This window comes from Rhodoferax sp. AJA081-3 (assembly GCF_017798165.1).
Taxonomy (GTDB): Bacteria; Pseudomonadota; Gammaproteobacteria; order Burkholderiales; family Burkholderiaceae_C; genus Allorhodoferax.
On the sequence record NZ_CP059068.1, the window covers coordinates 2,345,742 to 2,371,806 of the forward strand.

The window sequence follows — 26,065 nt, forward strand, 5'->3', positions numbered from 1 at the left end:
AAAAAGAGCCGCTCGGGGTACTTCTGCAAATACGCCTGAAATCGCCTTCAGTTTCAGAAGCAAGCCCCTGTAGTTGGCAATACGATGTATACAAACCAGATAAAACCAACGCCATGAAAACCCACATGCCAAGTGACGTGTCACCCCCCCGCTATTTCACTAGTGAAATGTTGGTACCCAAATACGTCACCCAGTTTCAGTGCCTTGGCGGTGCATGCCCCGACACTTGCTGCTCCACATGGTCCATCAGCGTAGATCAGGACACCTACAAGCGCTACCGCGGTGAAAACCACCCAGAGCTCAAGCCGTTGCTGCAACAGTACCTGGTGCAAGCTGACAAAGAGTCATATTCCAAACATGGAACGCTGAACCTCAGGCCTTCCGACTCCCACTGTGGAATGCATTCCAGTGAGGGCATTTGCCCCATCCAGCAACACCTGGGCGAAGACGCTTTGTCTGACACGTGTTACGTCTACCCGCGCCATGTTGTGCAGTTTGGTGACCGTTTTGAACAGAGTCTGACCCTGTCCTGTCCAGAGGCTGCAAGACTGGCCTTGACACAGGACGATGCATTTGAGTTTGTAAGTGCAGACTTCACATCGCGCCTTGCGACCACACCAGTCATCACTTCTATTCACGGTTTCTCCGTGGAAGCAATGGATGAAGTGCGCATCTTTCTCATTCAGCTGTTTCAGACTCCGAGTCTTAGCAACACGGAACGTTTGGTGACTGCGGGATGGTTATGCCAGCAGATCGACCATCTGGTTGCGACCGACTCACAACCGTCTGTCGACACGCTCTTGGCAGAAATGACCAACATGGTCGAAAGCGGAAGCATCCACGCAACGGTGGACCAACTGAACAAACAACAGGCCACTAGTGTGACCTTGTTCTCCATTCTGTTTGGGGTGAAGTCACCTGCAGAAGTCAGGGGCATCCAACGTGATGTGCTCGACAGGGTCAGAGCAGGGCTGGGCATTACAGCCGAATTGCCCCTGGCAACCATTTCCAACAACTATGTTCGCGGTACCAAACTCCTGGCAGAAGACGGCGGAGTCTGGGAAAGACTGGCGTCAAAATACCTGCTCAATGACTTGATTCGGGAGACCTTTCCCTGGACACGAGGGTCAGCCATGGAGCACTACCGAAGACTCCTGACGCGGTACGGGATTCTGCGTCTCATGCTGGCGGGGGTTGCGGCTGAACAAGGTCGTGCACTGGACACTGAAACCATTGTGCAGACCATCCAGGTGTTTTGCCGCATCTACCAACACAACGCCCTGTTTACCAAGCGCGCGGAAAGCCTGCTGGCCCAATCAGAGTGGACACAGCTTGATCGCCTTTACGCGCTCTTACACTGAATCAGTGCAGGTAAGGGGGATGGTCTGCTGTTTTTGCATCCAGCTGTTCCAACCAAGGCTCGGCTAGGTAGCGGATTTGGGCATCGTTGCGCAGAATGCGTTGCATGATGCGCGTTTTCTCGGTTCGCTGCTCTGGCAATAGCTGCTCGGAATGGCTATGCAGTCGGAGTTGTTCAATCAGCACTGCACACACACCTTCACACCGTACCACCTGCTCCCAATCCTGGGATTTCGCTGCGTCCAGCATTTTCAGACTGCTTTCCTCTATTGATTTGTAATAGTCGATCAGCATCTGTGACATCTCAGGCTCCTGCGCGCATGGAGTACTGGGGCAGGTTGGCAACCTCGGCCTTGATGTCTGTCCAAGCTTGGGCCACGGGTTGAATCAATCGGATGACCTCTTCTACCTTATTGATGTCGTTGCGCAAATTCGCTTCCGTCAGGACCACGATGCAATAGTCGTACAGACTCCGCAGATTAAGCGCCAATTCGCCACCCTTTTCATCGTTGAGACCCGCCTTCAAACCTTCCTCAATCAGGCGAACGGCGCGAACAATAGCCTTGCCTTTTCCTGGAATGTCACCAGCCTGTATCGACAGCTTGGCAGCCCCACAGGACTGCAAGAGTGCCTGGTACAGGAGGCCCACCAACTGGTGGGGGTCAGCACCAGCTACGGAAGTTTCAACCCCAACGGTTCTGTAAGCATTTGCGGAACGCATATTGACGGAGGTGTACATTTTGAGTCTCTGGTAGCTGCTGTGTAACTTAGTTATCGGCAGACCTCCAACGAACTCAAGGGGGCAGTAAAACGAATTGGACGATTCTTTCAGTCTAATTTGCCGCAGCACCCAGACGGTTGGCTAAGCCCCCACGCCCTGGGCAACATATTTATAAGAGCCCAAGCGCCTGCTTGGCTTGAGGATGCTGTGGATCACATAACAGGCATTCCTCAAACATAACCTTAGCATCCTCCGTCTGCCCATGCAATACTGCACAGTAACCTAGCCAGTAATAAACCGCACCATTTTGGGGCGAATCCTGCGCAGCCTCGAACAATAGCGGCATCCCCGCTTCAACGTGCCCTTCCACGACCAAGGCTTGCGCCCATCGCATGCGGACCGTCGGCCATTGCCCACCCAACACCACAGAACCATGTCGAACGATGGCGTCGAAACTGTTGGTCAGTGGGTATTTAAATAAGAGAAGGATCCAGGCATCCAACTCCTTGGGCGCCTCAGGCCAGGACGATGGTGCCGCCTGTGCAACACCAGCGGTAGTCAAGAGACGAAACAGCAATAGTGCCAGCTTGGTGCTGTTTCCATCCGGCGTGTGGACAAGCCATGCATCCCACACACTGGTCGCATGCGCAGAGTGCCCCAATACAAAATGGGACCATCCAACAATCAGGAGAGCAGCCGGCAGGGTGTTTGCAGCCAACAACACGAGAGCCTGCTCCGCCCTGCCGGTATCCAACAGTATGCGAGCCAGCAATAGATCAATCTGGGGGTCGTTTGGAATCCCACGCAAAATACCTTCCGCGCGGTCTAAACGGCCCATCTTGTACAAACACCATCCCAACTTAAGTGCAACACCGCCGTCGGTTGGATTGCGGCGATAAGCCTCTTCAAACAAGGGTGCTGCCTGCTCAACCAGCCCACTATCCATTAGTAGGGCGCCCATCTCAGCATGGGCGTTGGAGAATTCCGCAGGCGCCTGCGCTATCGCCTTCTGCAACTGCACCATCGCCTCGTCGCCTCGCCCCAGTTTCCGCAACACTTGGGCCAACCCCGTACGCGCGCCATGACCAGTCGCAGCAGGATCAACAACCAGCGGGAAGGCCAACGCCGAAGCACTGAGTGCGGCGACAAAATCATCTGCAGCGCCCGCATAGTTTCCCAACGCCATTCTGGCACCGCCACGTTGGTACAGCAGGTCCGGCGATGCGGGAAACAATACAAGCGCGTGGTCTGCCATAACAACTGCCTGCTCCACGTTGCCACGCGACTGATAAACATGGATGGCAGCCAGGTACAAATTGACGACGTAGTGTTCTCCGCGGACGCGCCCAGGGTTGGCGTCTATCAGCGCCATAGCCTTTTGCGCGGCGTCGAGCATGGCATCTTTGTCAGACTGCGATAAGGCCATGGCGTACACAAACCATGAAAACGGATCGTCTGGCCGGGACTGCGTCAACTTATGGGACAAACGGATATTGCGAAGGGCCTTGCCCGCACCTGCAACGACCGCTGCGGTGTAGCCGTCATGGTCCAATTGCAAACAGGAAAGGCTGGAGGTACGCAACCCACCGGCTGCAACCGCTTCCAATTGCTCATGTATCTCGCCACGGTAACGCATACCCGGTCGTTCGCGTCGGAAGAGACGAAAAACCATCGCCTTTGAATACGTGCCGTTGTCATTCAGGCTGCGAATGGGCAAACTGAAACCGTCCCACTGCGATTGCAACAAGGCGGCCTTAAATTCCTCAGGCTTCTCGACAGTGAGTGCCTCATCACCGTCCAACACCAGTACCCATTCGCTGGTGACTTGATCCAGCGCCGCATTGCGCGCAGCAGAGAAATCATCACACCACGGAAAGTAGGAAACACGGACCCCAAGCGATTCCGCAATACCTACCGTACCGTCCGTCGAACCAGTATCCACAACCACCATCTCGCCAACCCAGTTGCGTACCGACTCCAGGCATCGGGCCAAGGCACGCTCTTCGTTTTTCACGATCATGCACAACCCCAGCTTTTCGCGTGGAAAGTTCAAGGGAGTGGGGGTGGCTGCCATGTAACCTGATCTAGTGGATGACTGAAATTGTAGACAAGTGCAAAAGGGCCAAAAGCCAGCCATTGGTGGCACAGGGTTCAACGGTATCATCGTGCATCAACGCCCACAGACCCGTTGCCACCGCGGGAAACCGAGACACTACATGAGCTTTAAAGACCTGATTCAACCTGGCGCTCCCTTGCAGATATTGGATGTGGGCGCTGCCTTTATCAACGAGCGGCCCGTGTACCTTCCGCTACTGAACGAAGGCTTGGGACATTTGAATGCCTTTGAAGGTGATGCCCGACAAACGGAAAAAATCAAACAAGCCTACGGTGACAGCGCACACGTTTTCACACAGTTTCTGGCCGACGGTCTGGCACACACCCTGTACGTAACCCACCCCGAAAGCGGGATGACATCCCTGCTCAAGCCCAAGGCAGCGGCGTTGAAGTTTTTCAATCAGTTCGAACATTTCGGCAAAGTTGAATACACCGAAACGGTTCAGACCACCCGATTGGACGACATAGTCGAAGTGCCGCCCATTGACTTCCTCAAAATGGATGTCCAAGGAGCGGAACTTACCGTGCTCAAACACGGCAAGAAGAAACTGGACCAGTGCGTAGCCATACAGTTGGAGGTTTCCTACATCTGCCTGTATGAAAACCAGCCCACATTTGGTGAGGTGGACGTATGGATGCGGGCCAACGGATACGTTCCGCATTGTTTTGTAGACGTCAAGCGCTGGTCCATTGCGCCCACCATCAAAAACAACAATGTCAAGGCGCCGTTCAACCAGTTGCTGGAATCGGACATCATTTACATCAAAGACCCACTCAATCTGCAACTGCTTTCCAACGCACAGCTGGTTAATCTGGCACTGATTGCACACTACAGCTTGGCCAGCTTTGATTTGTGTGTGTTTGTACTGCTGGAACTGATTGCCCGCAAACAACTTAAACCGGCAGCACATGGTCAGTACCTTGCTTTGTTGGCCGGCGGCGCTCCAACTGAACAGCAGAGGGAGTCAAAAGTGCCATCCCAAACGGAGACTAACGTTGTGACCGATGAAACTTCCCCGCTGTGGATACGATTTGAAGCCTGCCCACTGTGCAACAGTACGGACACCGTCTTGCTGCGCAGCGACAGTTGCGAGAACTACCCCATATGGCAACCAGGCTTGCCTTTGAAGCTGGATTGGATGCACTGCCAACAGTGCCAGCATATCTACAGCCGCAACTACTTTACGGCGCAGGGGCTGGCGCTGCTATTCAGCAAAGCCCATCCCATGCAGGTCACCGGCCTGAACCTGGACCAGGAGCGCGCACGATGGGCTCCCACCGTGGAGCGCGTGCAAGGCCACCTCCAGCAGCAGGGCTGGATGGGAGACAGTATGGTGTGGCTGGACGTCGGATGCGGCGCCGGTGGCCTGGTGATAACTGCCGCAGAGTATGGTTTCAGTGCGATTGGGCTGGATAGCCGCGTACAGTCCGTGGAGCGGATAGAGGCTTTGGGTTATAGCGCCGTGGTGGGTGACCTGATGGAGCTCCATGTCACCGATCCGGTCATGGTCATTTCTTTGGCTGATGTGTTGGAACACGTACCCTTTCCGCGCGAGGCTTTGAAACGTGTGCACTCGGCACTGATGCCAGGCGGATTGGTGATGATTTCTTGCCCCAACCTGGATAGCGGTTCTTGGCGCAAAGCCAATGCCGAGGGTGTCAACCCCTATTGGAGTGAGCTGGAGCACCACCACAACTTCAGTCGCGCATCGTTGATGCGTCTGCTGGCTGAAGAAGGGCTCATCCCTGTTGATTACAGCATTAGCACACGCTACAAATCTTGCATGGAAGTTATTGCGCGACGGGCGTAACGCCTTGCGCGGCCAAAGCCCGGTACTTGCGGGCTTCGTCACTTCGCCCCAATCCCTCGTAAATAACGGCGAGATTGGTGGAAGCCAAGTGACTGCCACGCCCTTGCACCGCTCCTTCGAGATCAGGCCGCTCACCAATCTCCAAACAACGCAGCCAGCTGGACTCCACCATGGGCATCAATACTGCGGCCTGCTGGGGCGCCTCACAAGCCCAGTCCAGCAATAGGTCTCCCACCGTGAACCAATAGTCCGGCGAATCCTGCCAAAGCGACATACGGGACTCGGCCAATTCAACGGCTTTGGCGTGCTGGCCACACTTTTTCAAAGCAAAAAGCCAACGCAGCAGAAGATCGTGGGCGATGGTAAGACCTGGTGGCAGGGCTTGGTCGGCCTGCTCAAAGTAGCGTGCCGCAAGATCAAAGCGCTGGTACACCGCGTGGTCCTTGCCCAGTTGGTACAACATGTAACCATTTCCCGGCGTTTCCATCAACGCGCGATGGAGCAATGCCGCGTTTCTGCCATCTTTGGCGACCATGGCGGATGGTGTGTATCCCGTGTGATCCAGATACACCCCCAATTTGCGCACGGTCAACATATGTTGTGGTTGCTCGTGGATGCGCCCGCTGTAACGCACCCCGCGGGGCAATACACGCGAAATCCAGGTCGAGGCAAAACCCTCAGAGTCGGAAGCTCCAAAGCGGTTGTCCTGCCGAACGGAGCCCACAAAGTCCGGACGGAGCGCGCGCAACTGGGCAATCGTCTCTCCGCCCACCGTCAGCACCTCATCGGCATCCAGCACCAGGTTCCAGTCGGCATCGGCGAAATCAAGGGCACGATTGCGTGCAACCGCGAAATCATCAACCCAGGGGAAATGCTCTACCCGAGCGCCACAGCGCTGCGCCAGGGCAACGGTGTCGTCCGTGGAGCCGGTATCCAACACCAGCATATGGTCGACCCAGGGGCGAACACTGTCCAGGCACTGGGCAATCGACGCCGCTTCATTGCGGACAATCATTGCGAGGGCGACAGAATGCATGCGGGGTGCGGACGTCGCGCGTGCAGGGGCAAACGATGTTTAACTTGTCTTGTTCCACTGCGCCAGTTGCGCAGTGACAAACGAACTCAGTCCACTCATTTTGGCCATCTGGGCATCCAGCGCAGAGTACTGCGCACGCAAACGCTTCTCAACAACCGCGGCACGGTCGTTGACCCGGTCCTGCTCCTTACCGTTTCGGCTGATGGCGCCCTGCAGTGCCGTCGACTTGTTGCTAACCGTCCCGTCCGCTGCCAGGAGACCGCTGGCCAGATCACGCAATTTCAAACCGAAGCCATTGGTTGCGGCATTTGAATTATTGGTTGTAAACAATTTCTGCAAATTGCTCACATCTCCCATGGCAGTTGCCAGTTTGGTCGTATTGAGCTTCAACGATCCGTCCGTTTGCTGCTCAAGCCCCACTTCCGACAGCCGCGTGTAGGTGGACCCGGTACTGCTGGATCCGATGATTGTGCGCATCAGGCTTTGCAGCCCAACGGTCGTCGAGTCCCCCTGCAACACCCCAGACCTACCGCCTTGCACATACTTGGTAGCGTCCGCCAGGGTTTTGCTCAGGGCCGAATAGGCATCCGCAAAGGTTTGGATATTCTTCTGTAGCGCAACTTTGTCCTGTGCCACATTAATCTGAACGGGTGAACCCGGTGTCGTGGTCTGCGACAGATTCAGCGTCACCCCCGGCACCATATTCGCCACCGTGTTGGTGGCAGACTCCAACGCAACACCGTTAATTTTCAAGGTGGCGTTCAAGCCCACTTGGCTCGACTCCATACCCAGCGCAGACTCAGATCCATTGCCCAAGGAGGTGAAGGAGAGACTATCCAGGGCTGCAAAGCCGCCATTCGATGCGATGGAAAAACCCGCATCGCTACCCGAGGTTGTCGACTGAAAGGACAGCCGCTCGGTATTGCCAATTTTCAGGACCGTCGCCTTGACGCCCGCATTGGCCGCGTTGATGGCATTGGCTATCGTTGTATAGGTGTCGGTTTCGCTGACATTGATGTTCACCGCGGCCCCTGCCCCGGCAACAAAGGGGCCTGCACCGGCAGGGCCCCAACTTCCCAGCTGAATGCTCAGTTGCCCCGTACCGGACCCCGCCCCCAGCGAAGCACCTGCCGCTATGCTTCTAGACGCCGTAGTCTGTGACTGTGCCAGGCGGGTGATATCCAGACCAAACGAAGTCGCTGTTGCGGTTGAGTCCACACTCACCGTCGCGGCAGCCGTGTTGGACGACGTCGCCGCTTGGCTGGCCCAACTGGTAGCCGACGCCAAAGTCGACGCAGCATCCTTCAGTGCAGAGACCTGGGACTTGATAGTCCCATACAAAGACAACTGGCTTTGTAAACTTGACGCCTTGACCTGCAAGGCTTGCAAAGGTTGCTTTTCAATTGCAACCAACTGCGTGACGATGCTATTGACATCCAGCCCACTACCAACCCCAGGTGATGAAATTGCCATGGTGGCCTCCTATTTCCAGTTTATAGCGCCCTAGCGGCAATTGCAAAACGCAGAAAAGCGGCGTTGGCATGTGCCAGACGCCGCTGCAGCAGGCTGGAGGCTCTCGCCTCCAGCCTTGCGCTTTGTTTACCGCAGCAGGGCCAGCACACCGCTTGGTCCCTGGTTAGCCTGCGCAACCATCGCCGTTCCCGCCTGCTGCAGGACCTGGGATCGTGTCAGATTGGCAGTTTCCGTCGCGTAGTCGGCATCCACGATGCGTCCACGTGCGGCAGCCGAGTTCTCAGCACCGACTCGCAAGTTGTTGATCACCGTTTCAAATCGATTCTGCGACGCACCCCAGGTAGCACGCAAGGTTGTGACTGCTGCGATGTCCACATCCAACTTGGCCAGTTCGGCATTGGCGGTGACGGACGTTGTGCCCAGTGTGGTCGATGTACCCGTGTAGGTTGCACCGGCAACGGCAATCTGGTCGCCTGTGTTGGCTCCAACCTGGAAGGTAAACGTGGTGGCCGCGATAACGGCTGTGCTGTTGAACAGCGTGGCCGTTGTAACCCGTGTATTTTCTGCGGCAAGCAACGCGAACTCTTGCTCCAAGGAGGCGATGTCGCTGGTGGTGTTGGTGCCGTTGGACGCTTGCACGGCCAATTCACGCATACGCTGCAGGTTGTTCGAAATGGCGCCGAGTGCACCTTCCGCCGTTGCAGCCAGCGAAATCGCGTCGTTCGCATTGCGAATGGCCACATTCATGCCGCGGGTCTGCGCATCGAATCGCTCGGCAATGGCCAGTCCCGCCGCATCGTCTTTGGCACCATTGACACGCATGCCGGAAGACAGGCGCTCCATGGATACGGCCAGACTGGTAGCAGAACGCGCCAGATTGCGCTGTGCATTGATCGACGTGATGTTGGTATTGATAGTTGATGACATTTGATTCTCCTAAAGATCGTTACAACCAGGCATCGCTGCCCTTTTCATAGCCAACCCCAAGGTTGGTCGCCATGACCGGGGCATCTGGGCAGACGCCTTCTGGCCGACGAGTCCATGAAGTAGAACCCGTTGGATTTGTTTTCGGTCGCTTTGGCCCAAGACTTAAGGATTAATTGCCAAAACCGTGTCCAGAGCACTGGAAATGGCTTGGTTTTACCGGTTTTATCCGGGAAATGAAAAATTCAAGTTTCTCCACAATTTGCTGACCGTGTAGCCAAGTCGGCGAGTGAGCTGACTCCAACCGGGAATTACCCCGGGCTTAACAGCTTTAAAGGAGCTCCTTATGTCAAGTACCATCAATACCAACGTTGCATCGCTCAATGCGCAGCGCAACTTGTCGACTTCATCAACGTCCCTCACTACGTCTATGCAGCGCCTGTCCTCCGGGCTGCGCGTGAATAGCGCCAAGGACGACGCCGCCGGTTTGGCCATTGCCGAGCGCATGGACACCCAAACCCGCGGCATGAATGTGGCCATCCGCAATGCCAATGACGCGATTTCCATGGCGCAGACTGCGGAAGGTGCGCTGGGCGCCATCACCAGCAACCTGCAGCGCATGCGTGAGCTGGCCGTGCAGGCCGCCAACGGCACCAACACGACAACCGACATCGCCTCCCTGGACCAGGAATACCTGCTGCTGAAGGAAGAAAACGACCGAGTCATTGCTTCGACAGCTTTCAACAGCGTGCCGCTGCTGAGCGCTGCCGTCTTGGCCCAGTTCCAGGTTGGCGCCAACACCGCCGATGTGATCATTGTGAATGCTGGCCAAGCCACCCAAACCGCCACCACACTGGGTACGACCAATGCGACCGCATCGGCCGAGTTGGCAATTCTCGATGCCGACCTCATGACCATGACCAGCATCCGCGCGACCTGGGGTGCCTCACAGAATCGCTTTGAGCAGGTCATTGCCAATCTGCGTGTCGCGGCGGAAAACTCTGCGGCGTCTCGCGGACGCATCATGGATGCCGACTACGCTAAAGAGACAGCCAACCTGTCCCGAGCAACCGTGCTGCAACAGGCCGGAACCGCCATGGTGGCGCAGGCCAACCAGATGCCACAAAGCGTATTGGCCCTGCTGCGCCAGTAAGCCGGTTGACCCCACTACCCCACCGACACGTCCCCGTGCCGGCAAGGGAAGCACGTTGACGGGTTTACGCCAACGGACATCTATATATAGATACGGACTGAAAGTTGAGAGTGCGCACCTGCAGCAAACCCTGCACGTTCTGCCACGCTCAAGTTGTATCGGCGCATGCCGATATGGATGCAAGACGCTTGACGAAAACCACTCTCCGCACGCTACACGGTATGGCCTGCAGAACGACCGGTTTCGGCTCGCCTTCTTACAGCCTGTAGGGCAACTTCCTACATACACTGCGCGCTTTCACTACAGTCGGATTAGCCTTTGTCCGATTTAAGTTTCTGGCACTCCAGCCCAGAATTGGCTCCATGGTGATTCACACGAATTGCCGCTCATACCAGGAGCCAAAAATGACCAACGAACAACTGCTGAACGAAATTCGTGAAGCCAACATGACCTACTTGATGTTGGCGCAAAACCTGATCCGCCAGGACAAACCCGAGGCACTCTTCCGCCTGGGCATGTCGGAAGAATCCGCCGACCTGATTGGCGCCTTGTCCCCCGCGCAGATCATGAAAATTGCCTCGGGCAATATGTTGCTGTGCCGCTTCCGGGTAGATGACGATATGGTCTGGAACCTGTTGACCAACCACTCCGTCAACAAGGTGGACAACGACGCAACGACCAAGCTGCATGCCAGCATCCTGATGGCCGGCCGTTACGCCGAAACCATGTAAGCCACCCCCCATTTTCCGGAGCAAGACCATGGCCACCAAAAGCGTTTTGAACGATTCCAAGCAAGTTGAACGTGCCGTTGCACTCATCCAGTTGGGCGCACGCCTTCAAGTATTGGAAAGCGAAACCGACCTGTCTTATGAGCGACTGCTCCGGCTCTACAAAGAGGTGGCCGGTCGTTCGCCCAGCAAGGGACAACTCCCGTTTTCCACCGAGTGGTTTTTGACCTGGCAGCCCAATATTCATGCGTCCCTGTTCCAGAACACCTACGAATACCTGACCAAGGTGTGCGCCATGGACGACATTGACGCCATCATGAAGGCCTACCGCCTGTACAGCGAACAAATTTCAGCCTGCGCAGTGGAGCCGCTGTTGTCTGTCACACGGGCCTGGCGCCTGGTCAAGTTCATTGACAACAACATGCTGTCCATGACCAAGTGCTGCAAGTGCGGAGGCCACTTTGTCAGCGAAGCCTATGAGAACAGCCGGCACTTCGAGTGTGGTTTGTGCACACCACCCGCCCGGGCGGGCAAGGGCGCGGCAGCAGGCGGGATACTGCTGCACTAATTGCTACTATATTCATAGCTAATCAGTGAGCAAACTCGGGGGCTAGAGGCCAATTTGACCAATACCGCCCCCGCCAGCCACGGTGGCTGCGCACATTGCTTCAAATTTCTCAAGCACATTTGGGTAGCGCCGATATGATAGTGACAGGCCCTCAAAAGCCCGTCTGTTCAACCCTTGAAGCCCCGGGCTTCCCTGTCACAATGCCCCTATGCTTGTAATCGTCGGCTGGCTTGTCATCCTGGTGTGCGTCTTTGGCGTGTACATCGTTCACGGTGGAAACATCATGGTGATTTTGAAGGCGCTGCCGTTTGAAATGATCACGATTGGTGGCGCCACCCTTGGTGCGTTTGTGGCCAACAACCAGATGAAGGTGATCAAAGCCACCTTGAAGGGTTTGGGCGAGTGTTTCAAAGGCAGCAAATACACCAAAGCCCGCTACATGGAGTTGATGGCACTGCTGTTTGACATCCTCCAAAAGGCCAGAAAAGAAGGCCTGATGGCGATCGAAAAAGACGTCGAAGAGCCACACGAATCCGAGCTGTTCAAAAAATACCCCACCGTCGGCCATGACCACCACGTCGTGGAGTTCATCACCGACTATTTGCGCATGATGGTGTCCGGCAACCTCAACGCCCATGAGATCGAGTCCCTGATGGACAACGAAATCGAAACCCACCACCACGAAGCCCATGCCGCCGTTGCCGCCATCCAGCGCATTGCGGGCGGTCTCCCCGCGTTTGGTATCGTGGCCGCGGTGCTGGGGGTCGTCAACACCATGGGTTCCGTCGGTCAGCCGCCGGCCGTATTGGGGGGCATGATTGGCTCCGCCCTGGTGGGAACCTTCCTGGGCATTTTGCTGGCCTATGCGTTTGCGGAACCACTGGCCGGCGTGCTGGAGCAAAAGGTTGATGAGGGCGGCAAAGAACTGCAGTGCATCAAGACCACCCTGCTGGCCAGCATGCAGGGGTACAACCCCTCTACGGCCATAGAGTTTGGTCGAAAAGTCCTCTACTCCACCGAGCGCCCCACGTTTGTCGAACTGGAGAGTTATGTGAAGGGCAAGAAGTAAGACCATGGACACCTGAGCATGGCAGGAGACGCCAAAAAGCTTCAACCCATCATCATCAAGCGGGTCAAAAAAGGGGGCCACGCTGCGCACGGTGGCGCCTGGAAGATCGCTTACGCCGACTTCGTGACGGCCATGATGGCGTTTTTTCTGCTCATGTGGCTGCTGGGCAGCACATCAGAAGGTGACAAGAAAGGCATTTCTGATTACTTTCAGTCGCCCATGAAAGTCGCCCTGCAGGGTGGCAGTGGCGCAGGCGCCAGCAGCAGTGTGATCAACGGCGGTGGCAGCGACCTGACGCAGACCACTGGACAGGCCCGGCGGGGCGACGGCGCAGACAAACGGGCCAAAAAGATGTCCGGTGAACTCAAGAAGGCCGAAGTCGCCAGGCGCGACGCCCAAAAACTCGCCGAACTCAGCGCCAAGATTGCAGGCGCCATCTCCAACAACCCCAAAATGGCAGAGTTCGCGTCGCAGATCCGCCTGGAAATCACACCCGATGGCCTCCTCATTCAGATTGTGGACGACCAGAAACGCCCCATGTTTGACAGCGGAAGTGCCGCGCTAAAACCCTATATGCGTGACATTCTGCGCGAAATAGGAACCGCCCTGCTGGACGTGGAAAACAAGATCAGCCTGGACGGCCACACCGACCGCAGCGCCTATGGCAACGCGGGCCGGGGTTACAGCAACTGGGAACTGTCGGCCGACCGCGCCAATGCCTCGCGGCGGGAGCTGGCGGACGCTGGCATGCCCGAGGAAAAATTGGCGCGTGTCGTTGGCATGGCATCCAGCCTGCTGCTGGATGCGGACAATCCGCTGAGCCCCAGCAACCGCCGTATCAGTATTTTGGTCATGACAAAAGAAGCTGAAGAAAGGCTTCTGGGTGGTCTGCGGGTTTCAGCCGACGCAGCGGACGAAGTTGAAACGCCGTGAGTGCACGGGCTTGCGTAACCAACCCATTGATTCCATGCAAAATTCGGTGATACTTAGCAATATGCAAAATTCACCCGGGAAAGGGTAATCCATGTCAAAAGAACTGCGCTTTTTAGTCGTCGATGACTTCTCCACCATGCGACGCATCGTGCGCAATCTACTCAAAGAGAGCGGGTTTGTTGATGCGGACGAGGCAGAAGATGGAGTTGTCGCCCTGCAGAAACTTCGCAGCTCGACTTTCGATTTCGTCGTGAGCGACATCAACATGCCCAATATGAACGGCTTTCAGTTGCTCGGCGAAATCAAGAAAGATGACAAGCTCAAGCACATTCCCGTACTCATGGTGACGGCAGAAGCCCGTAAAGAAGATATTGTGCTGGCAGCGCAACAAGGTGCAGCTGGTTACATCGTCAAACCCTTCACCAAGGCAACGCTGGAAGACAAGGTCAACCACATCCTGACCAAAACCGGATTGAAATAGTCCGGTCACTCCAGGGGCCAGCCCCCGCAAATAAGCAGGTGTATCTACCTGCTTATTGACCTTTAGTTCCGTAAGTCCCTTAGGACAATGGTGGCAACTACAGAGCCCCACCATGGAACAAGGCAGTCAAGATCGCAACCTACCGGCCTCCGAGCGCAAGCTCAAAAAAGCACGGGATGACGGTCAGGTTGGTCGCTCAGAAGACCTCTCCCACCTTGCAGTCCTGGGCGCTGGCGCCGTCAGCGTCATGGTTCTCGCGCCCATACTGTTCGACCGCTTGCAGCACAGCATGGGCAAGCAGTTGTCCTTTGACGCATCGACGGTCAAACAAACCGGCGCCATGCTGACCCGCTTGTCCGACGCAACCAGCATAGGTGTTGCTGGAAGCGCAGCGTTTGCCGGCATCATCACGGCGGCGGCCATTCTTGCTGCGGTTTCGTCGGGTGGCTGGGTGAACAGCCTGAAGCCATTGATGCCTGACTTCAGCAGGCTGAATCCCTTGGCCGGCTTCGGCAAACTGTTTGCCAAGAAGAAGTTGCTGACGGTGCTGAAGATGGCGGTCATGACCAGCATTCTTTTTGCCGTCGCTGCGCTTTTTTTAAGCTCTGGGTTTCAAACGGTTTCCGCCCTGATACTGCAGCCCTCCAGCATGGCCATTCGACACCTGACCGAATGGCTCACCAGCGGCATGGGCCTCTTGTTATTGGTGGTACTGATGGCGGCGTTGATAGACGTACCCCTGCAAGCCTTTCTGCACAAGGACGAAATGAAGATGTCCCACCAGGAAGTCAAACAGGAAGGAAAAGAGTCGGACGGCAACCCCCAGATCAAGGCCAAGATTCGCCAACGCCAACGCGAGATGGCACAAAAGAATAGCGTCAACGCGGTTCCCAAAGCCGATTTTGTCGTCATGAACCCCACCCACTTTGCCGTTGCCATCCGCTACGACGAAAAAACCATGGGTGCGCCACAGGTCGTGTCCAAAGGCACTGACCTTCTGGCCATGAAAATTCGGGATGTTGCCAAACACCACGCCATTCCCGTCTTGCAGTCCCCCATGCTGGCCCGTGCCTTGTACGCCAATTCGGAATTGAACCAGGACATTCCCTCTAGTTTGTATACAGCAGTGGCCCAAGTCTTGGCCTACGTCTACCGGCTGCGGGCCGCCATGCGGGGTGACGGCCCCAGCCCCGGTGAGCTCAACCACCCCTTCGTTCCTCCTGAGCTTGATCCGCTTACCAAACCAGCCAAGGCGACCGCGGCATGAACACCTATCTCAAGTCCCTGCAGCAATGGTTTGGCACCAACACCACGGTGATACAGGGGGCGTCCGCCCCCATGCTGGTTGTGGCCATTTTGGCCATGATGGTGTTGCCACTGCCACCGCTGTTACTGGACGTATTTTTTACGATCAATATTGCCGTGGCGCTCATGGTCATGATGGTGGCCGCCTACATGATCCGCCCGCTGGACTTCGCCGCATTCCCCTCCGTTCTGTTGCTCACGACGCTGATGCGACTGTCGCTCAATGTGGCCTCCACGCGCGTGGTGTTGCTGGAGGGCCACACAGGTCCAGGCGCCGCAGGTGCGGTGATTGAGGCTTTTGGCCACTTCCTGATTGGTGGCAACTTTGCGGTCGGTCTGATCGTCTTCGCCATCCTGGTGGTCATCAACTTTGTGGTGGTCACCAAAGGCTCCGAGCGTATTGCCGAAGTCTCTGCCCGCTTTACCCTGGATGCCATGCCCGGCAAACAGATGGCTGTGGATGCCGATCTGAACGCAGGGCTGATAGACGAGAAAGAAGCCAAACGTCGGCGCGCAGAGGTCGGCGAAGAGGCCGAGTTTTTTGGCTCCATGGACGGTGCTTCCAAGTTTGTCCGCGGCGATGCGATTGCGGGCATTCTCATTCTGCTGATCAATATCTTCGGCGGTTTCGCCATTGGCATCTTGCAGCACAACCTGACGGCATCCCAGGCCGCCAACAGCTACATCCTGCTTGCGGTTGGTGATGCCCTGGTTGCCCAGATCCCAGGTCTGCTGATTTCCGTCGCGGCGGCCATGGTGGTGTCGCGCGTAGGCAAAGAGCACGACATCGGCAAACAAATCGTGGGCCAGATGTTTGTCTCACCCAAGGTATTGGGGATTACAGCAACGATCATGTTCATTCTGGGCGTGATCCCCAACATGCCCCACTTTGTGTTTCTGACCATTTCGGCCGTACTGGCCTATGGCGCCTGGGTACTGGCGCACAAACCGCCACCGGTCGATCCACAAGCCTTGGTCGCTCCGGTGGCAACGGATGGCGAGGCATCGTGGGACGACCTGCAACCCGTCGACCAATTGGGTCTGGAGCTGGGTTACCGGCTCATCGCCCTGGTCGACAAGACACGCCAGGGAGACCTGTTGACCCGTATCAAGGGCGTGCGCAGAAAGTTTGCGCAAGAGGTCGGTTTTCTGCCCCCGCCCGTCCATGTGCGTGACAACCTGGAGCTCAAGCCCAGTGGCTACCGCATCACCCTACGTGGCGTCATCGTGGGCGAAGGTGAGGCCTTCCCCGGCATGTTTCTGGCGATCAACCCGGGCGGCATCACCACCCCCTTGATCGGCACCGCAACAACCGACCCCGCATTTGGATTGCCCGCGCACTGGATCGACGAACAGCAGAAGGAAACTGCGCAAATGGTCGGCTTTACCGTGGTTGATTCCGAGACTGTGATGGCTACACATTTGTCACACTTGATGCAGGTTCAGGCCTCCAAATTACTCAGCCGCACAGAGACCCAACAACTCGTGGAACACGTTGCCAAACTGGCCCCTAAACTGATTGAAGAAGTGGTCCCCAAAATGGTTTCCGTCGCCGTATTTCAGAAAGTGTTGCAGCTGCTGCTAGACGAATCGGTGCACATCCGCGACATCAGGACCATCATCGAGTCGATTGCCGAACATGCCAGCAGCACCACAGACCCGGCCGAGCTGGCCAAGCGGGTACGTGTGGCGCTGTCGCCGGCCATCGTCCAACAAATCTACGGTCCCGTACGCGAGCTCAATGTCATTGCTATCGACCCAGGTCTGGAGCGCTTGTTGGTCCAGGCCCTGGGCAATGCCGCGGGCCCTGCATTGGACCCTGGCGTCGCCGACATGCTGACACGCAGCGCGGCAGAAACAGCCATGAAGCAGGAAGAAGTGGGCGTACCCGCCTGCTTGCTGGTACCCGACCAGATCCGCAGTGCCATCGCCCGCTTGGTCAGGCGCGTAGCGCCCCGGCTGCAAGTACTGGCCCACAGTGAGATTCCAGAAACCCACACGATCCGCATCGGTCCGATCCTCAGAGGCGCAACACCATGAACATCCAACGCTTTACTGCACCGACTTCCCGTGAGGCGCTTGCCAAAGCGCGCATGGCCTTTGGTGACGGCACACTGATCTTGTCCAACCGCCCCACCGAAAATGGCGTGGAGGTGGTTGCCACTGCAGAAGACACACTGGCCGCCCTGGACCAGATGCCCGGCAACCCCATTTCCAAAGTGGGGGGAAGCCCTGCACGCAATAACAGACCCGCGCCGCAAGACGTGGCGACCAAGGTCGAAGACGACGCCGCGCAACTGAGCATGAGCACGCTGTCCTTTCAGGACTATGTGCGTGAACGGATGCTGCGCAAGCGCCACGAGACCGGCACAACCAACAGTGCAGAGGTATTTGCACCGCAGCCGCAGGAGCGGCCACGCGCAGCAACTACGGCCGAACGCCCAATGGTCCGCAAAGAACCTGTCCGCAAGCCACAGGCGACAGTCGCCACGCCCTCTGCCGCCATGCCCCAAGGCATCGTCGATGAGTTGCACGCCATGAAGGAGATGATGGAGGACCGGTTCAACACGCTGGCCTGGCTGGGCCAGGCGCGCCAGAATCCGATCCAGGCCAACCTGATGCTCAAGCTCATCCGCTCGGGTTACTCGCCCAATCTCTCCCGCACCATCCTGGAGCGGATGCCGGAAGAGATGAGCGCCTCTGAATCGGTTCACTGGGTCATGGACGTGCTGGAGCGCAACCTCAGGACTGACTCCGAAAGCACCTCGCTGAATGAAGAAGGCGGCGTTTTTGCACTGATCGGTGCAACCGGCGTTGGCAAGACCACCACAACGGCCAAGCTGGCTGGCCTGTGCGCCCGTACGCACGGTGCCGCAAGCGTAGGACTGATAACCCTGGACACCTACCGCGTCGGCGCCCACGAACAATTGCGGGCTTACGGAAAAATGCTGGGGGTGGTCGCGCACCTGGCGCATGACCGCGTCGCCCTGCAAGACCTGCTGGGCTTGTTGTCCAACAAGAAAATGGTGTTGATCGACACCACCGGTCTGGCACCGCGTGACCCCCGTAAACACGAGATGATGGAACTGCTCGATTTGCCCAGCGTGAAACGCCTCTTGGTGTTGAACGCCGGCAGCCACGGAGACACGCTGGATGAAGCCGTTGCCGCGTTCAAACCCGTGGGCACTCAACAAGCCATCTTCTCCAAAACCGACGAAGCCGTCAAACTCGGCCCCGCCATCGATGCGGCCATCCGCAACCAGTTGATGTTGCGCGGAATAACAACCGGCCAACGGGTGCCCGAAGATTGGGAGGCAGCCAACGCGGCCAAACTGGTCCGGCAATCCATGCGTACCGTGGGCATTTCAGCCTACGACCCCAAAGTAAGCGACCTGGGTTTCTACTTCGGGCAACCGTCCGCCCAATCTCTTGCCAAGGGGCGCATGGATGCTTGACCATTACGCCAACCAGGCGTCCGGCTTGCTGGGCTTGGGTTGCCAGCCGGGGCCGAAACTGATTGCCATGGTCAGCCACGGCGACGAGCATGCCGAATTGCCCCTGCTGTGGCAGCTGTGTTTGTCTATGGTGCAGCTCGGTTACTCCATCACCGTATTGGATGGAACAACGGCCGAGTCCGACACCAACCCCGGCCTGGAACAACTGCTGGACAACACACATTGGTCCGACGATGGCGCCAGTGGCATTCCAGCCTGGACCGTCATGCCTTCGGCCCATGGCTTGCGCGCCCTGTGCGGCACTCCCGACGCGCACACCCGTGGCCTGCACCACCTGCGCAAGGTGGTTCCGCCCGAAGGTGTACTGGCGCTGTATTGCCAGGCAGAGTGGATGACAACACTGCTGGGCGAGTGCCAGACGGAGCCCTTGCTTGCCGTGTCGTCCACGCGCGCATCCTTGTTGAGCAGTTATGCTGCACTCAAACGGCTGTTGATAACTGGCAAACTTAGGCCTACCATCATCCATATGCTGCAAGACACCAACCGCCATGCCTCCAGTACAACCGCAGACACGTTGTCCGGCTTGCGTGCCTGTGCAGAGCGGTTTCTGGGGTACGAATGCAAAACTTTAACCATGCGTGAGCCACGCCATGATTCACAACACAGCGCGGAAATGCAAAGCCTGGCCCTGCGCCTGCTCGAAAATGCGATGACACTGGACGCAAAAGATGCGCCAACCGGTGGCCTACACCGTCTGGCACCGCTGCGCCGTTTTGACCACTTTGCGGAGAGGCATTGATGTACACCGAGAAGGGGCAATTGGACCGGTCTGCGCTGATCAAGCAGTACCAACCTCTGGTACGGCGGTTGGCACATTACATGATGGCCAAGCTGCCTGCCAGCGTCGAGGTGGATGACCTGATACAGGTCGGCCTCATTGGTCTGGCAGATGCGCTGTCCCGGTACGAGTCCGCCCAAGGTGTGCAGTTTGAAACGTTTGCCACCCAACGCATCCGAGGTGCCATGCTGGACGAATTGCGCGGCAATGACTGGATGTCACGCGGCTCGCGCAAGAGCCAAAAAGAGATCGAGACCACCATGCGGCGCCTGGAACACCGCCTGGGTCGCAGTCCTATTGAGTCTGAAATTGCAAGCGAGATGGGTATGAGTCTGGTGGACTACCAGAGCCTGCTGGGCAAAGTGCGCGGCACCCAGTTGGTGTATCTGGAGGACATGTCGCGCAATGGGGAAGAAGACGATAGCTTCCTGGACCGCCATGTGGCGGACAGTGAAGCAGACCCCATGAACATGCTGCGGGACCACCGCCTGCGGGAATCATTGGTTGCCGCCATCAAGAGTTTGCCTGAGCGCGAGCAATACATCATGAGCATGTATTACGAGCAGGATATGAATCTGAAGGAAATCGCTGCAGTCCTGGACGTGACCGAGTCCCGCATCTGCCAGCTGCACAGCCAGTCAATTGCCCGTCTCCGGGCAAAAATGCGTTCACATTGATTGGTTTTTCGCGCAATCCCCACCACGCGGTGGGTGGGAGACAGGCTCAGGCAGCGAGGACCGAAAATGCGCCGGATTGGCGTACGGGTTGACCATAAGCGCCGCTTCCCGCATAGGTCGCTTTGTCTCGGGTAGCAGGCACCACAATCTCCAGTGCACGGTCTACGTAGGCCATATGGCGCAGCAGATTCTCACGCAGGTTGGCAATGCCAGTCGCCAAAACCTGGACTCTGCGGCGTTGACGGGGTTGCTTGAACTGCGCCAAACCTTTTCCACCGGTCACTTGCAGCAAGTCCACCGCCAAGCGCTGCAGTGCAGCACTACCGGACTGCAATGCGTCGGGGCGCCCTTCTACCAAGCTTGCGGACAGGGCGTTGAGCTGGGATTCAAGAAGATCGAGTTGGGTATCCAGGGAAGAATTTTGCATTTTGGGGCCTTTGCATTAAAAAAGTGCGCGGGCCCCAAACGAACTCAACGGGAGGTTCGGTTGAGCATTTCCTGCGCGTTGGTCAAAAGTTTGTCGGCAATGGCTTCCGGGTTGACCACGTAGGACCCGTCCTCGATGGCCGCACGAACGGACGCTACCTTTTGCGTATCGATGTCCGCACCCTCGTTCCGACCGGACTTCTCCAGCCCCCGGGCCAAAGTAGACACCGTTACAGCCACACCGGCAGACCGCGTGCTTTGCGTCGCTCCGCTGGAAGCGGTGGCACTGGCGTTTTGACCCGCCTTTTGTGCCGTTGCAGCATTGCCGAGCTGAGTCTGAATCGAGTTGTCTGGTGTTTGACCGATTTTCATAGGGTTCTCCAAAACCACGGAATATGTAGTCTCGTGCGATAGTTATCGGCCGCATCATGACTGACTTTAGAGAAATTTGCATAGAAAAAAGGTGGCAATTGTGGTCTATAGGTCGATCTTTACTGTTTTTGTATCCAGCACCGTGCCAGAGGACACCCGCCCGTTCTCCATGCGAACCCTGGCAACCTGCCCCACCACCCCTGCTGACAAAGCCTGCCCTTCGGCGGAAACCTGAAAACCGGCGCCCTGCGCGACCACCCGAACCTGGGCACCCGCCTGAAACACCTGCGCGGGTCTGACCATGCCTTGCCGCAGGGTCTGGCCCGTCATCAACGCGCGGGTGGCAATCTGTCCGACCCACAAGGCCTTGTCCCGGACGACGGGGCTGTTTTCCTCGGCCCAGTTCACTTCGGCCTCCACCACATCGTCTTCCGTTAGTGCACTCCCAGCGGCCACCTGTCCTTTGATCACCCAGGCGTTGCCATAGGCATTCACGGTCACCGGCAAAGACACATTCCAACGGCTCATGCCATCCACGCAGCGCAAACCCACACGGGTGCGCCCCCATAAACGGGCGCCAGGTGGCAGATACGGCTCGACATTCCCGCAGGGGGCCAGCTTCAGCCGGCTGTCCAGATTCCCCAGTTTGACCTCCATGCGCAGCGCAGTAGCGCCTGCCGGTTGGGCCGCAGCGGTGGCATCGCGCAACCAGTCCTGCGCCACAGCCTGAACCTCGGGTGCTGACGCGCCCTGCGCCAGCGCGGGGTTTGCGGCCATGGTCAGCCCCAACACGGACACCGCCGCCACTGGAAGCCACACGGCGCGCAGCTGACTCAAAAGACTAAACATGGCATTCCTCCAAACGCGTCAGCCGGTTGAAACCACCAGCCGGACACTAAGCATGGGAAAACCAACTATAGAGAGCAGAGGCAACCACAAACCCCTCAAATGACCGGCTTTAGCCCCCGTATTCCACCGCTAAAAAATTAAAGGTTTTCCCATAATTGCCCAACGCCGAACAACCTGGTCCATCCAGGGGGTTCGTAAACCCATTCGGAGGTGATCAATGTTTGCCAATCTAACCAGCACACTGGACTTTCACTCCAACGCGCTGGTCCTGCGCGCCGAACGGCAGCGTGTGATTGCCAGCAACATTGCCAATGCCGACACGCCGGGGTACGCCGGGCGCGATATCAACTTCAAAGAGGCATTAACCGCAGCGAATGGGGCAGCCCCGGCATCCTCTGCTCCGCGACAAGCCACGGGTTCCGGCAATCCGCGCCACATTCCACTGCAGGCCAGCACCACAAGCCTGGACGCAACGGCCCTGCGCTACACCACCCAGAGCCAACCGGCCATGGACGGCAACAGTGTGGACATGGACCGCGAACGCGCCAATTTTGTCGACAACTCGGTCCGCTACGAAGCGACCCTGCGCTTTATTAACGGCCAGTCCAAGACTTTATTGAGTGCCATACAAGGACAGTAGGGAGCTAAACCATGTCCATGTTTTCCATTTTCAACGTGTCGGGCAGCGCCATCAGCGCACAGTCCCAGCGCCTCAATGTGGTGGCCAGCAACCTGGCCAACGCCGATGCGGTCGCAGGCCCCGACGGCCAGGGTTACAAGAGTCGGCAGGTGGTGTTTGAGACCACACCCATGGGCGCGGATGCGTCGTCTGGCGTGCGGGTCAACAGCATCCGTGAGAGCAACGAGCCCATGAAACGGGTCCACAACCCGGCGCACCCTTCAGCAGACGCCGATGGTTATGTAACCCAGTCCAACGTCAACCCCGTGGAGGAGATGGTCAACATGATCTCCGCCTCGCGCTCGTACCAGAACAACGTCGAGGTGATGAACACCGCCAAAACGCTACTGCTCAAAACCCTGCAAATGGGTCAATGAGCCAAGGAGATTCCCACATGGTAAGCAGCGTCACCAACACCCCCAGCGCCATACCCGGTGCAACCGCCAAGACGGCCGGCCAGACATCGGCCGATGCACAACAGGACCGCTTTTTGAAGTTGCTGGTTGCGCAGTTGAACAACCAGGACCCCATGAACCCCATGGACAACGCCCAGATGACCAGCCAGATGGCACAGATCAACACCGTCTCGGGCATCCAGCAGTTGAACGAAACCATGAAGTCCATGGCCGGTCAGTTCACGTCCATGCAGGTGATGCAAAGCGCAAACATGATTGGCCACGGCGTCATGCTGCAGAGCAATACCTTGTCGATTGACGCTGGCAAGGCCCGTGGCGCCATTGACCTGGAAGGCACTGCCTCCAGCGTCAGTGTGCAGATCCTGAGCCCCGGCGGGCAGGTGCTGGACACCATCAACCTGGGCTCCAAGGCAGCCGGTCGCCACAGCTTTGAGTGGGACGCCTCCAGCTACAACGGCACCGCCAACCCCACGTTCAAAGTGGTTGCCACCAACGGCAAGACCAACGTGGCGTCCACTGCACTGGCACAGGACACCGTCACCTCCATTGGCACCGGCAGCGGCGGCATGAGCATCCAGCTCAAAGGCCGCGAAGCCGTAGGGTACGACGCCATTCAGGCCATTTTGTAGACACCACCCCGAACGCAACCCCTCCCAGCTACCCAAGGAATACACCATGAGCTTCCAAACCGGCCTTTCGGGCTTGAACTCTTCCGCCAAGAACCTCGACGTGATTGGCAACAACATCGCCAACTCCAACACGGTGGGCTACAAGTCATCCCGCGCGGAGTTTGCGGCCATCGTTGCGTCCTCCATTGGCCCCAGCGGTGGTGGTGGTGCGGGTGGCGGTATCGGCGTGGAGGTGGCGACTGTCTCGCAGCAGTTCTCCCAGGGCACGGTCAACATCACGGGGAACAACCTGGACGTGGCGATCAATGGCGGTGGATTCTTCCAATTGACGCTGACAGATGGCAGCCCAGCCTATACCCGTGACGGCCAGTTCAAACTCGACCAAGACGGCAACATGATCACCAACTCGGGCGCCAGCGTGATGGGTTTTCCGACCGACGTCAACGGAACCCCGACCAGCACCACCACATCACCCATGGTCATTCCGGCGGGCGCACCCATTCCAGCCCAGGTCACGAGTGAAATCTCCGCAGCCTTCAACCTGGATGCACGTGCGGTTATTGCGGCATCTGCCGTGCCGCCCACGCCCTACACCACCTACGGAACCTCCTTGAACGCCTTTGACCCGCAAGGTGTAGAAATTCCCGTCCGGCTGTATTTCATCAAGACGGCGGCTGACGCCTGGGATGTCTACGATGGCGACCCTGCCGGTGTACCAACACCCGGCACCAACCTGGGTGCCCTCACCTTTGACAACGCCGGCAACCTGCTCACGCCAGCGGCACCAGCCGAACTCAATATCACGCTGACCTCCAGCAACCCGAACATTGCGCCGTTTGTGGTCCCCATCGACTTCGGTTCGGCTACCCAGTATGGAACCGCCTTTGCCGTGTCCGACCTGACGCAGGACGGCTACACCGCGGGCACACTGACCGGTGTGTCCATCAGTGAGCAAGGTGTCATCACCACCCGCTACTCCAATGGCCAAAGCCAGGCGACCGGTCAGCTGGCCCTGGCGGAGTTCCGCAATGTGCAGGGCCTGAAACCCGTAGGCCAGGGCAACTGGGTGGAAACCAATACCTCGGGCCAGCCCATCCAGGGCAACCCCGGCCAGGGCAACTTCGGCACCATCAACTCCGGCGCACTGGAGTCTTCCAACGTGGACCTAACCGCTGAACTGGTGGCCATGATGACCGCCCAGCGCGACTACCAGGCCAACGCACAGACCATCAAAACGCAGGACACGGTGTTGCAGACACTGGTGAATTTGCGCTAACCACCGCTTAACGGAGCCACCCCACCATGGACCGCCTCATCTACACCGCGATGTCGGGCGCCAACGCGGCCGCAAGTCGCCAGGCCGTCCTGTCCAACAACCTGGCCAACGCCTCCACCAACGGGTTTCGGGCCGAGTTATCCACCTACCGCGCCGTACCCCTGCAGGGCGAAGGCGCCACCACACGCGTCTTCGCGGTGGAAGCCACTGCTGGCCATCTGGACCGGCCAGGCCCCGCCATGCGCACGGACCGCAGCCTGGACGTGATGGCCAATGGCAACAGCTGGTTTGCCGTGCAATCATTGGACGGCACCGAGGCTTACACCCGCAATGGCCACCTGGAAGTTTCCACCGACGGCACGGTTGTTTCCGGCATCGGGCTGCCGGTCCTCTCCAACGGCGGCGCGCCCATGACCGCACCGGCGGGCTCCACGCTATCTATTGGCAACGATGGCACGGTTACCGCCAAAGTGGGCAACCAGCCGGCCAATGGCATAGGCCGGCTGAAGATGGTCACGCCCAACGGCGACGATCCGATCCGGCGGGGGGCCGACGGTTTGTTTCGCGCCAACTCGGGTGACCCACTGCCCAACGACGACAACGCCAAACTGCAGACCGGCGTGCTGGAAGGATCCAACGTCAACCCCATCGAAACCATGGTGGGCATGATCCAAACAGCGCGCCAGTTTGAGACCCAGATGCGCCTGCTGCAAACCGCTGAATCCAACGACCGCTCCGCCGGCCAGTTGTTAGGCCTGCAAGGTTGATGCGC

The 26,065-nt window shown here is 57.7% G+C and carries 27 protein-coding genes; 18 read left to right on the top strand and 9 right to left on the bottom strand.

Annotated features, from left to right (window positions below):
- The first annotated feature begins 113 nt into the window (after positions 1 to 113).
- Entirely contained in the window at positions 114 to 1,361 is a 1,248-nt protein-coding gene (gene fliB / locus HZ993_RS10925) for a flagellin lysine-N-methylase (RefSeq protein WP_209397849.1), read from the top strand.
- A 1-nt stretch (position 1,362) separates the two neighbouring features.
- Here fliB and HZ993_RS10930 read toward each other — a convergent pair whose 3' ends face one another.
- The 3 genes from HZ993_RS10930 to HZ993_RS10940 all read right to left on the bottom strand — a co-directional run bounded on the left by HZ993_RS10930 (position 1,363) and on the right by HZ993_RS10940 (position 4,133).
- On the bottom strand, positions 1,363 to 1,662 hold the full coding sequence (locus HZ993_RS10930) for a flagellar protein FliT (RefSeq protein ID WP_209397851.1): 300 nt from the start codon (positions 1,660 to 1,662) through the stop codon (positions 1,363 to 1,365).
- 1 nt (position 1,663) lies between these two features.
- The gene (fliS, locus tag HZ993_RS10935) at positions 1,664 to 2,098 is read right to left on the bottom strand and encodes a flagellar export chaperone FliS (RefSeq protein WP_209397853.1); all 435 of its coding nucleotides are present in this window, start codon (positions 2,096 to 2,098) and stop codon (positions 1,664 to 1,666) included.
- Positions 2,099 to 2,249: 151 nt separating this feature from the next.
- A complete protein-coding gene (locus HZ993_RS10940) occupies positions 2,250 to 4,133 on the bottom strand; it encodes a tetratricopeptide repeat protein (protein WP_209397855.1) in 1,884 nt (627 codons plus the stop codon).
- 163 nt (positions 4,134 to 4,296) lie between these two features.
- Between HZ993_RS10940 and HZ993_RS10945 the strand changes: the two genes are divergently transcribed.
- Positions 4,297 to 6,006: an FkbM family methyltransferase gene (locus HZ993_RS10945; protein WP_209397857.1), complete on the top strand. Its 1,710-nt coding sequence runs from the start codon at positions 4,297 to 4,299 to the stop codon at positions 6,004 to 6,006.
- On the opposite strand, the gene HZ993_RS10950 is transcribed toward HZ993_RS10945, so the two are convergent.
- From HZ993_RS10950 to HZ993_RS10960, 3 genes are all read right to left on the bottom strand, one after another.
- Complete coding sequence (locus HZ993_RS10950; RefSeq protein ID WP_209397859.1) at positions 5,987 to 7,042, bottom strand: glycosyltransferase family 2 protein; 1,056 nt, start codon at positions 7,040 to 7,042, stop codon at positions 5,987 to 5,989. The two genes, HZ993_RS10945 and HZ993_RS10950, sit on opposite strands and share 20 nt — an antisense overlap.
- Before the next feature lie 39 nt (positions 7,043 to 7,081).
- Positions 7,082 to 8,515, bottom strand: a complete 1,434-nt coding sequence (gene fliD / locus HZ993_RS10955; protein ID WP_209397861.1) for a flagellar filament capping protein FliD — start codon at positions 8,513 to 8,515, stop codon at positions 7,082 to 7,084.
- Positions 8,516 to 8,641: 126 nt separating this feature from the next.
- Positions 8,642 to 9,442, bottom strand: a complete 801-nt coding sequence (locus HZ993_RS10960) for a flagellin (RefSeq protein ID WP_209397863.1) — start codon at positions 9,440 to 9,442, stop codon at positions 8,642 to 8,644.
- 343 nt (positions 9,443 to 9,785) lie between these two features.
- Between HZ993_RS10960 and HZ993_RS10965 the strand changes: the two genes are divergently transcribed.
- From HZ993_RS10965 to HZ993_RS11015, 11 genes are all read left to right on the top strand, one after another.
- Positions 9,786 to 10,592: a flagellin gene (locus HZ993_RS10965; protein WP_209397865.1), complete on the top strand. Its 807-nt coding sequence runs from the start codon at positions 9,786 to 9,788 to the stop codon at positions 10,590 to 10,592.
- Between the two features lie 404 nt (positions 10,593 to 10,996).
- Complete coding sequence (flhD, locus tag HZ993_RS10970) at positions 10,997 to 11,323, top strand: flagellar transcriptional regulator FlhD (protein WP_209397867.1); 327 nt, start codon at positions 10,997 to 10,999, stop codon at positions 11,321 to 11,323.
- Positions 11,324 to 11,351: 28 nt separating this feature from the next.
- Positions 11,352 to 11,888 carry a flagellar transcriptional regulator FlhC gene (gene flhC / locus HZ993_RS10975; protein ID WP_209397869.1) on the top strand — a complete coding sequence of 179 codons (537 nt, stop codon included), beginning with the start codon at positions 11,352 to 11,354 and terminating at the stop codon, positions 11,886 to 11,888.
- Positions 11,889 to 12,096: 208 nt separating this feature from the next.
- Entirely contained in the window at positions 12,097 to 12,957 is an 861-nt protein-coding gene (motA, locus tag HZ993_RS10980) for a flagellar motor stator protein MotA (RefSeq protein ID WP_209397871.1), read from the top strand.
- An 18-nt stretch (positions 12,958 to 12,975) separates the two neighbouring features.
- Complete coding sequence (gene motB / locus HZ993_RS10985; RefSeq protein ID WP_209397873.1) at positions 12,976 to 13,890, top strand: flagellar motor protein MotB; 915 nt, start codon at positions 12,976 to 12,978, stop codon at positions 13,888 to 13,890.
- Between the two features lie 91 nt (positions 13,891 to 13,981).
- Complete coding sequence (gene cheY, locus HZ993_RS10990) at positions 13,982 to 14,371, top strand: chemotaxis response regulator CheY (RefSeq protein WP_209397875.1); 390 nt, start codon at positions 13,982 to 13,984, stop codon at positions 14,369 to 14,371.
- 112 nt (positions 14,372 to 14,483) lie between these two features.
- Entirely contained in the window at positions 14,484 to 15,638 is a 1,155-nt protein-coding gene (locus HZ993_RS10995) for a flagellar biosynthesis protein FlhB (RefSeq protein ID WP_209397877.1), read from the top strand.
- Positions 15,635 to 17,716 (top strand): flagellar biosynthesis protein FlhA, encoded by a 2,082-nt coding sequence (gene flhA, locus HZ993_RS11000; RefSeq protein ID WP_209397879.1) that lies wholly within the window; start codon positions 15,635 to 15,637, stop codon positions 17,714 to 17,716. The genes HZ993_RS10995 and flhA overlap by 4 nt, the downstream gene beginning before the upstream one ends.
- Positions 17,713 to 19,131: a flagellar biosynthesis protein FlhF gene (flhF, locus tag HZ993_RS11005; protein WP_209397881.1), complete on the top strand. Its 1,419-nt coding sequence runs from the start codon at positions 17,713 to 17,715 to the stop codon at positions 19,129 to 19,131. Before flhA ends, flhF begins: the two co-directional genes overlap by 4 nt.
- A complete protein-coding gene (locus tag HZ993_RS11010; RefSeq protein WP_209397883.1) occupies positions 19,124 to 19,930 on the top strand; it encodes a hypothetical protein in 807 nt (268 codons plus the stop codon). Before flhF ends, HZ993_RS11010 begins: the two co-directional genes overlap by 8 nt.
- The gene (locus tag HZ993_RS11015) at positions 19,930 to 20,646 is read left to right on the top strand and encodes an RNA polymerase sigma factor FliA (RefSeq protein ID WP_209397885.1); all 717 of its coding nucleotides are present in this window, start codon (positions 19,930 to 19,932) and stop codon (positions 20,644 to 20,646) included. The genes HZ993_RS11010 and HZ993_RS11015 overlap by 1 nt, the downstream gene beginning before the upstream one ends.
- 46 nt (positions 20,647 to 20,692) lie before the next feature.
- Here HZ993_RS11015 and HZ993_RS11020 read toward each other — a convergent pair whose 3' ends face one another.
- The 3 genes from HZ993_RS11020 to flgA form a co-directional block, all read right to left on the bottom strand.
- Positions 20,693 to 21,073, bottom strand: coding sequence for a hypothetical protein (locus tag HZ993_RS11020; protein WP_209397887.1), 381 nt, complete (start codon positions 21,071 to 21,073; stop codon positions 20,693 to 20,695).
- A gap of 44 nt (positions 21,074 to 21,117) precedes the next feature.
- Positions 21,118 to 21,444: a flagellar biosynthesis anti-sigma factor FlgM gene (gene flgM / locus HZ993_RS11025; protein ID WP_209397888.1), complete on the bottom strand. Its 327-nt coding sequence runs from the start codon at positions 21,442 to 21,444 to the stop codon at positions 21,118 to 21,120.
- A gap of 105 nt (positions 21,445 to 21,549) precedes the next feature.
- Entirely contained in the window at positions 21,550 to 22,293 is a 744-nt protein-coding gene (gene flgA / locus HZ993_RS11030) for a flagellar basal body P-ring formation chaperone FlgA (protein WP_245213909.1), read from the bottom strand.
- A 217-nt stretch (positions 22,294 to 22,510) separates the two neighbouring features.
- Here flgA and flgB point away from each other — a divergent pair, with 217 nt between their 5' ends.
- The 5 genes from flgB to HZ993_RS11055 are packed head-to-tail and all read left to right on the top strand — an operon-like array spanning position 22,511 to position 26,060.
- Positions 22,511 to 22,933 (top strand): flagellar basal body rod protein FlgB, encoded by a 423-nt coding sequence (gene flgB / locus HZ993_RS11035; protein ID WP_209397890.1) that lies wholly within the window; start codon positions 22,511 to 22,513, stop codon positions 22,931 to 22,933.
- A gap of 11 nt (positions 22,934 to 22,944) precedes the next feature.
- On the top strand, positions 22,945 to 23,349 hold the full coding sequence (gene flgC / locus HZ993_RS11040; protein ID WP_209397892.1) for a flagellar basal body rod protein FlgC: 405 nt from the start codon (positions 22,945 to 22,947) through the stop codon (positions 23,347 to 23,349).
- Positions 23,350 to 23,366: 17 nt separating this feature from the next.
- Positions 23,367 to 24,017, top strand: coding sequence for a flagellar hook assembly protein FlgD (locus HZ993_RS11045; protein WP_209397894.1), 651 nt, complete (start codon positions 23,367 to 23,369; stop codon positions 24,015 to 24,017).
- A 46-nt stretch (positions 24,018 to 24,063) separates the two neighbouring features.
- Positions 24,064 to 25,293, top strand: coding sequence for a flagellar hook protein FlgE (flgE, locus tag HZ993_RS11050; RefSeq protein ID WP_209397896.1), 1,230 nt, complete (start codon positions 24,064 to 24,066; stop codon positions 25,291 to 25,293).
- A 26-nt stretch (positions 25,294 to 25,319) separates the two neighbouring features.
- The gene (locus HZ993_RS11055; RefSeq protein ID WP_209397898.1) at positions 25,320 to 26,060 is read left to right on the top strand and encodes a flagellar basal body rod protein FlgF; all 741 of its coding nucleotides are present in this window, start codon (positions 25,320 to 25,322) and stop codon (positions 26,058 to 26,060) included.
- Positions 26,061 to 26,065: the final 5 nt, after the last annotated feature.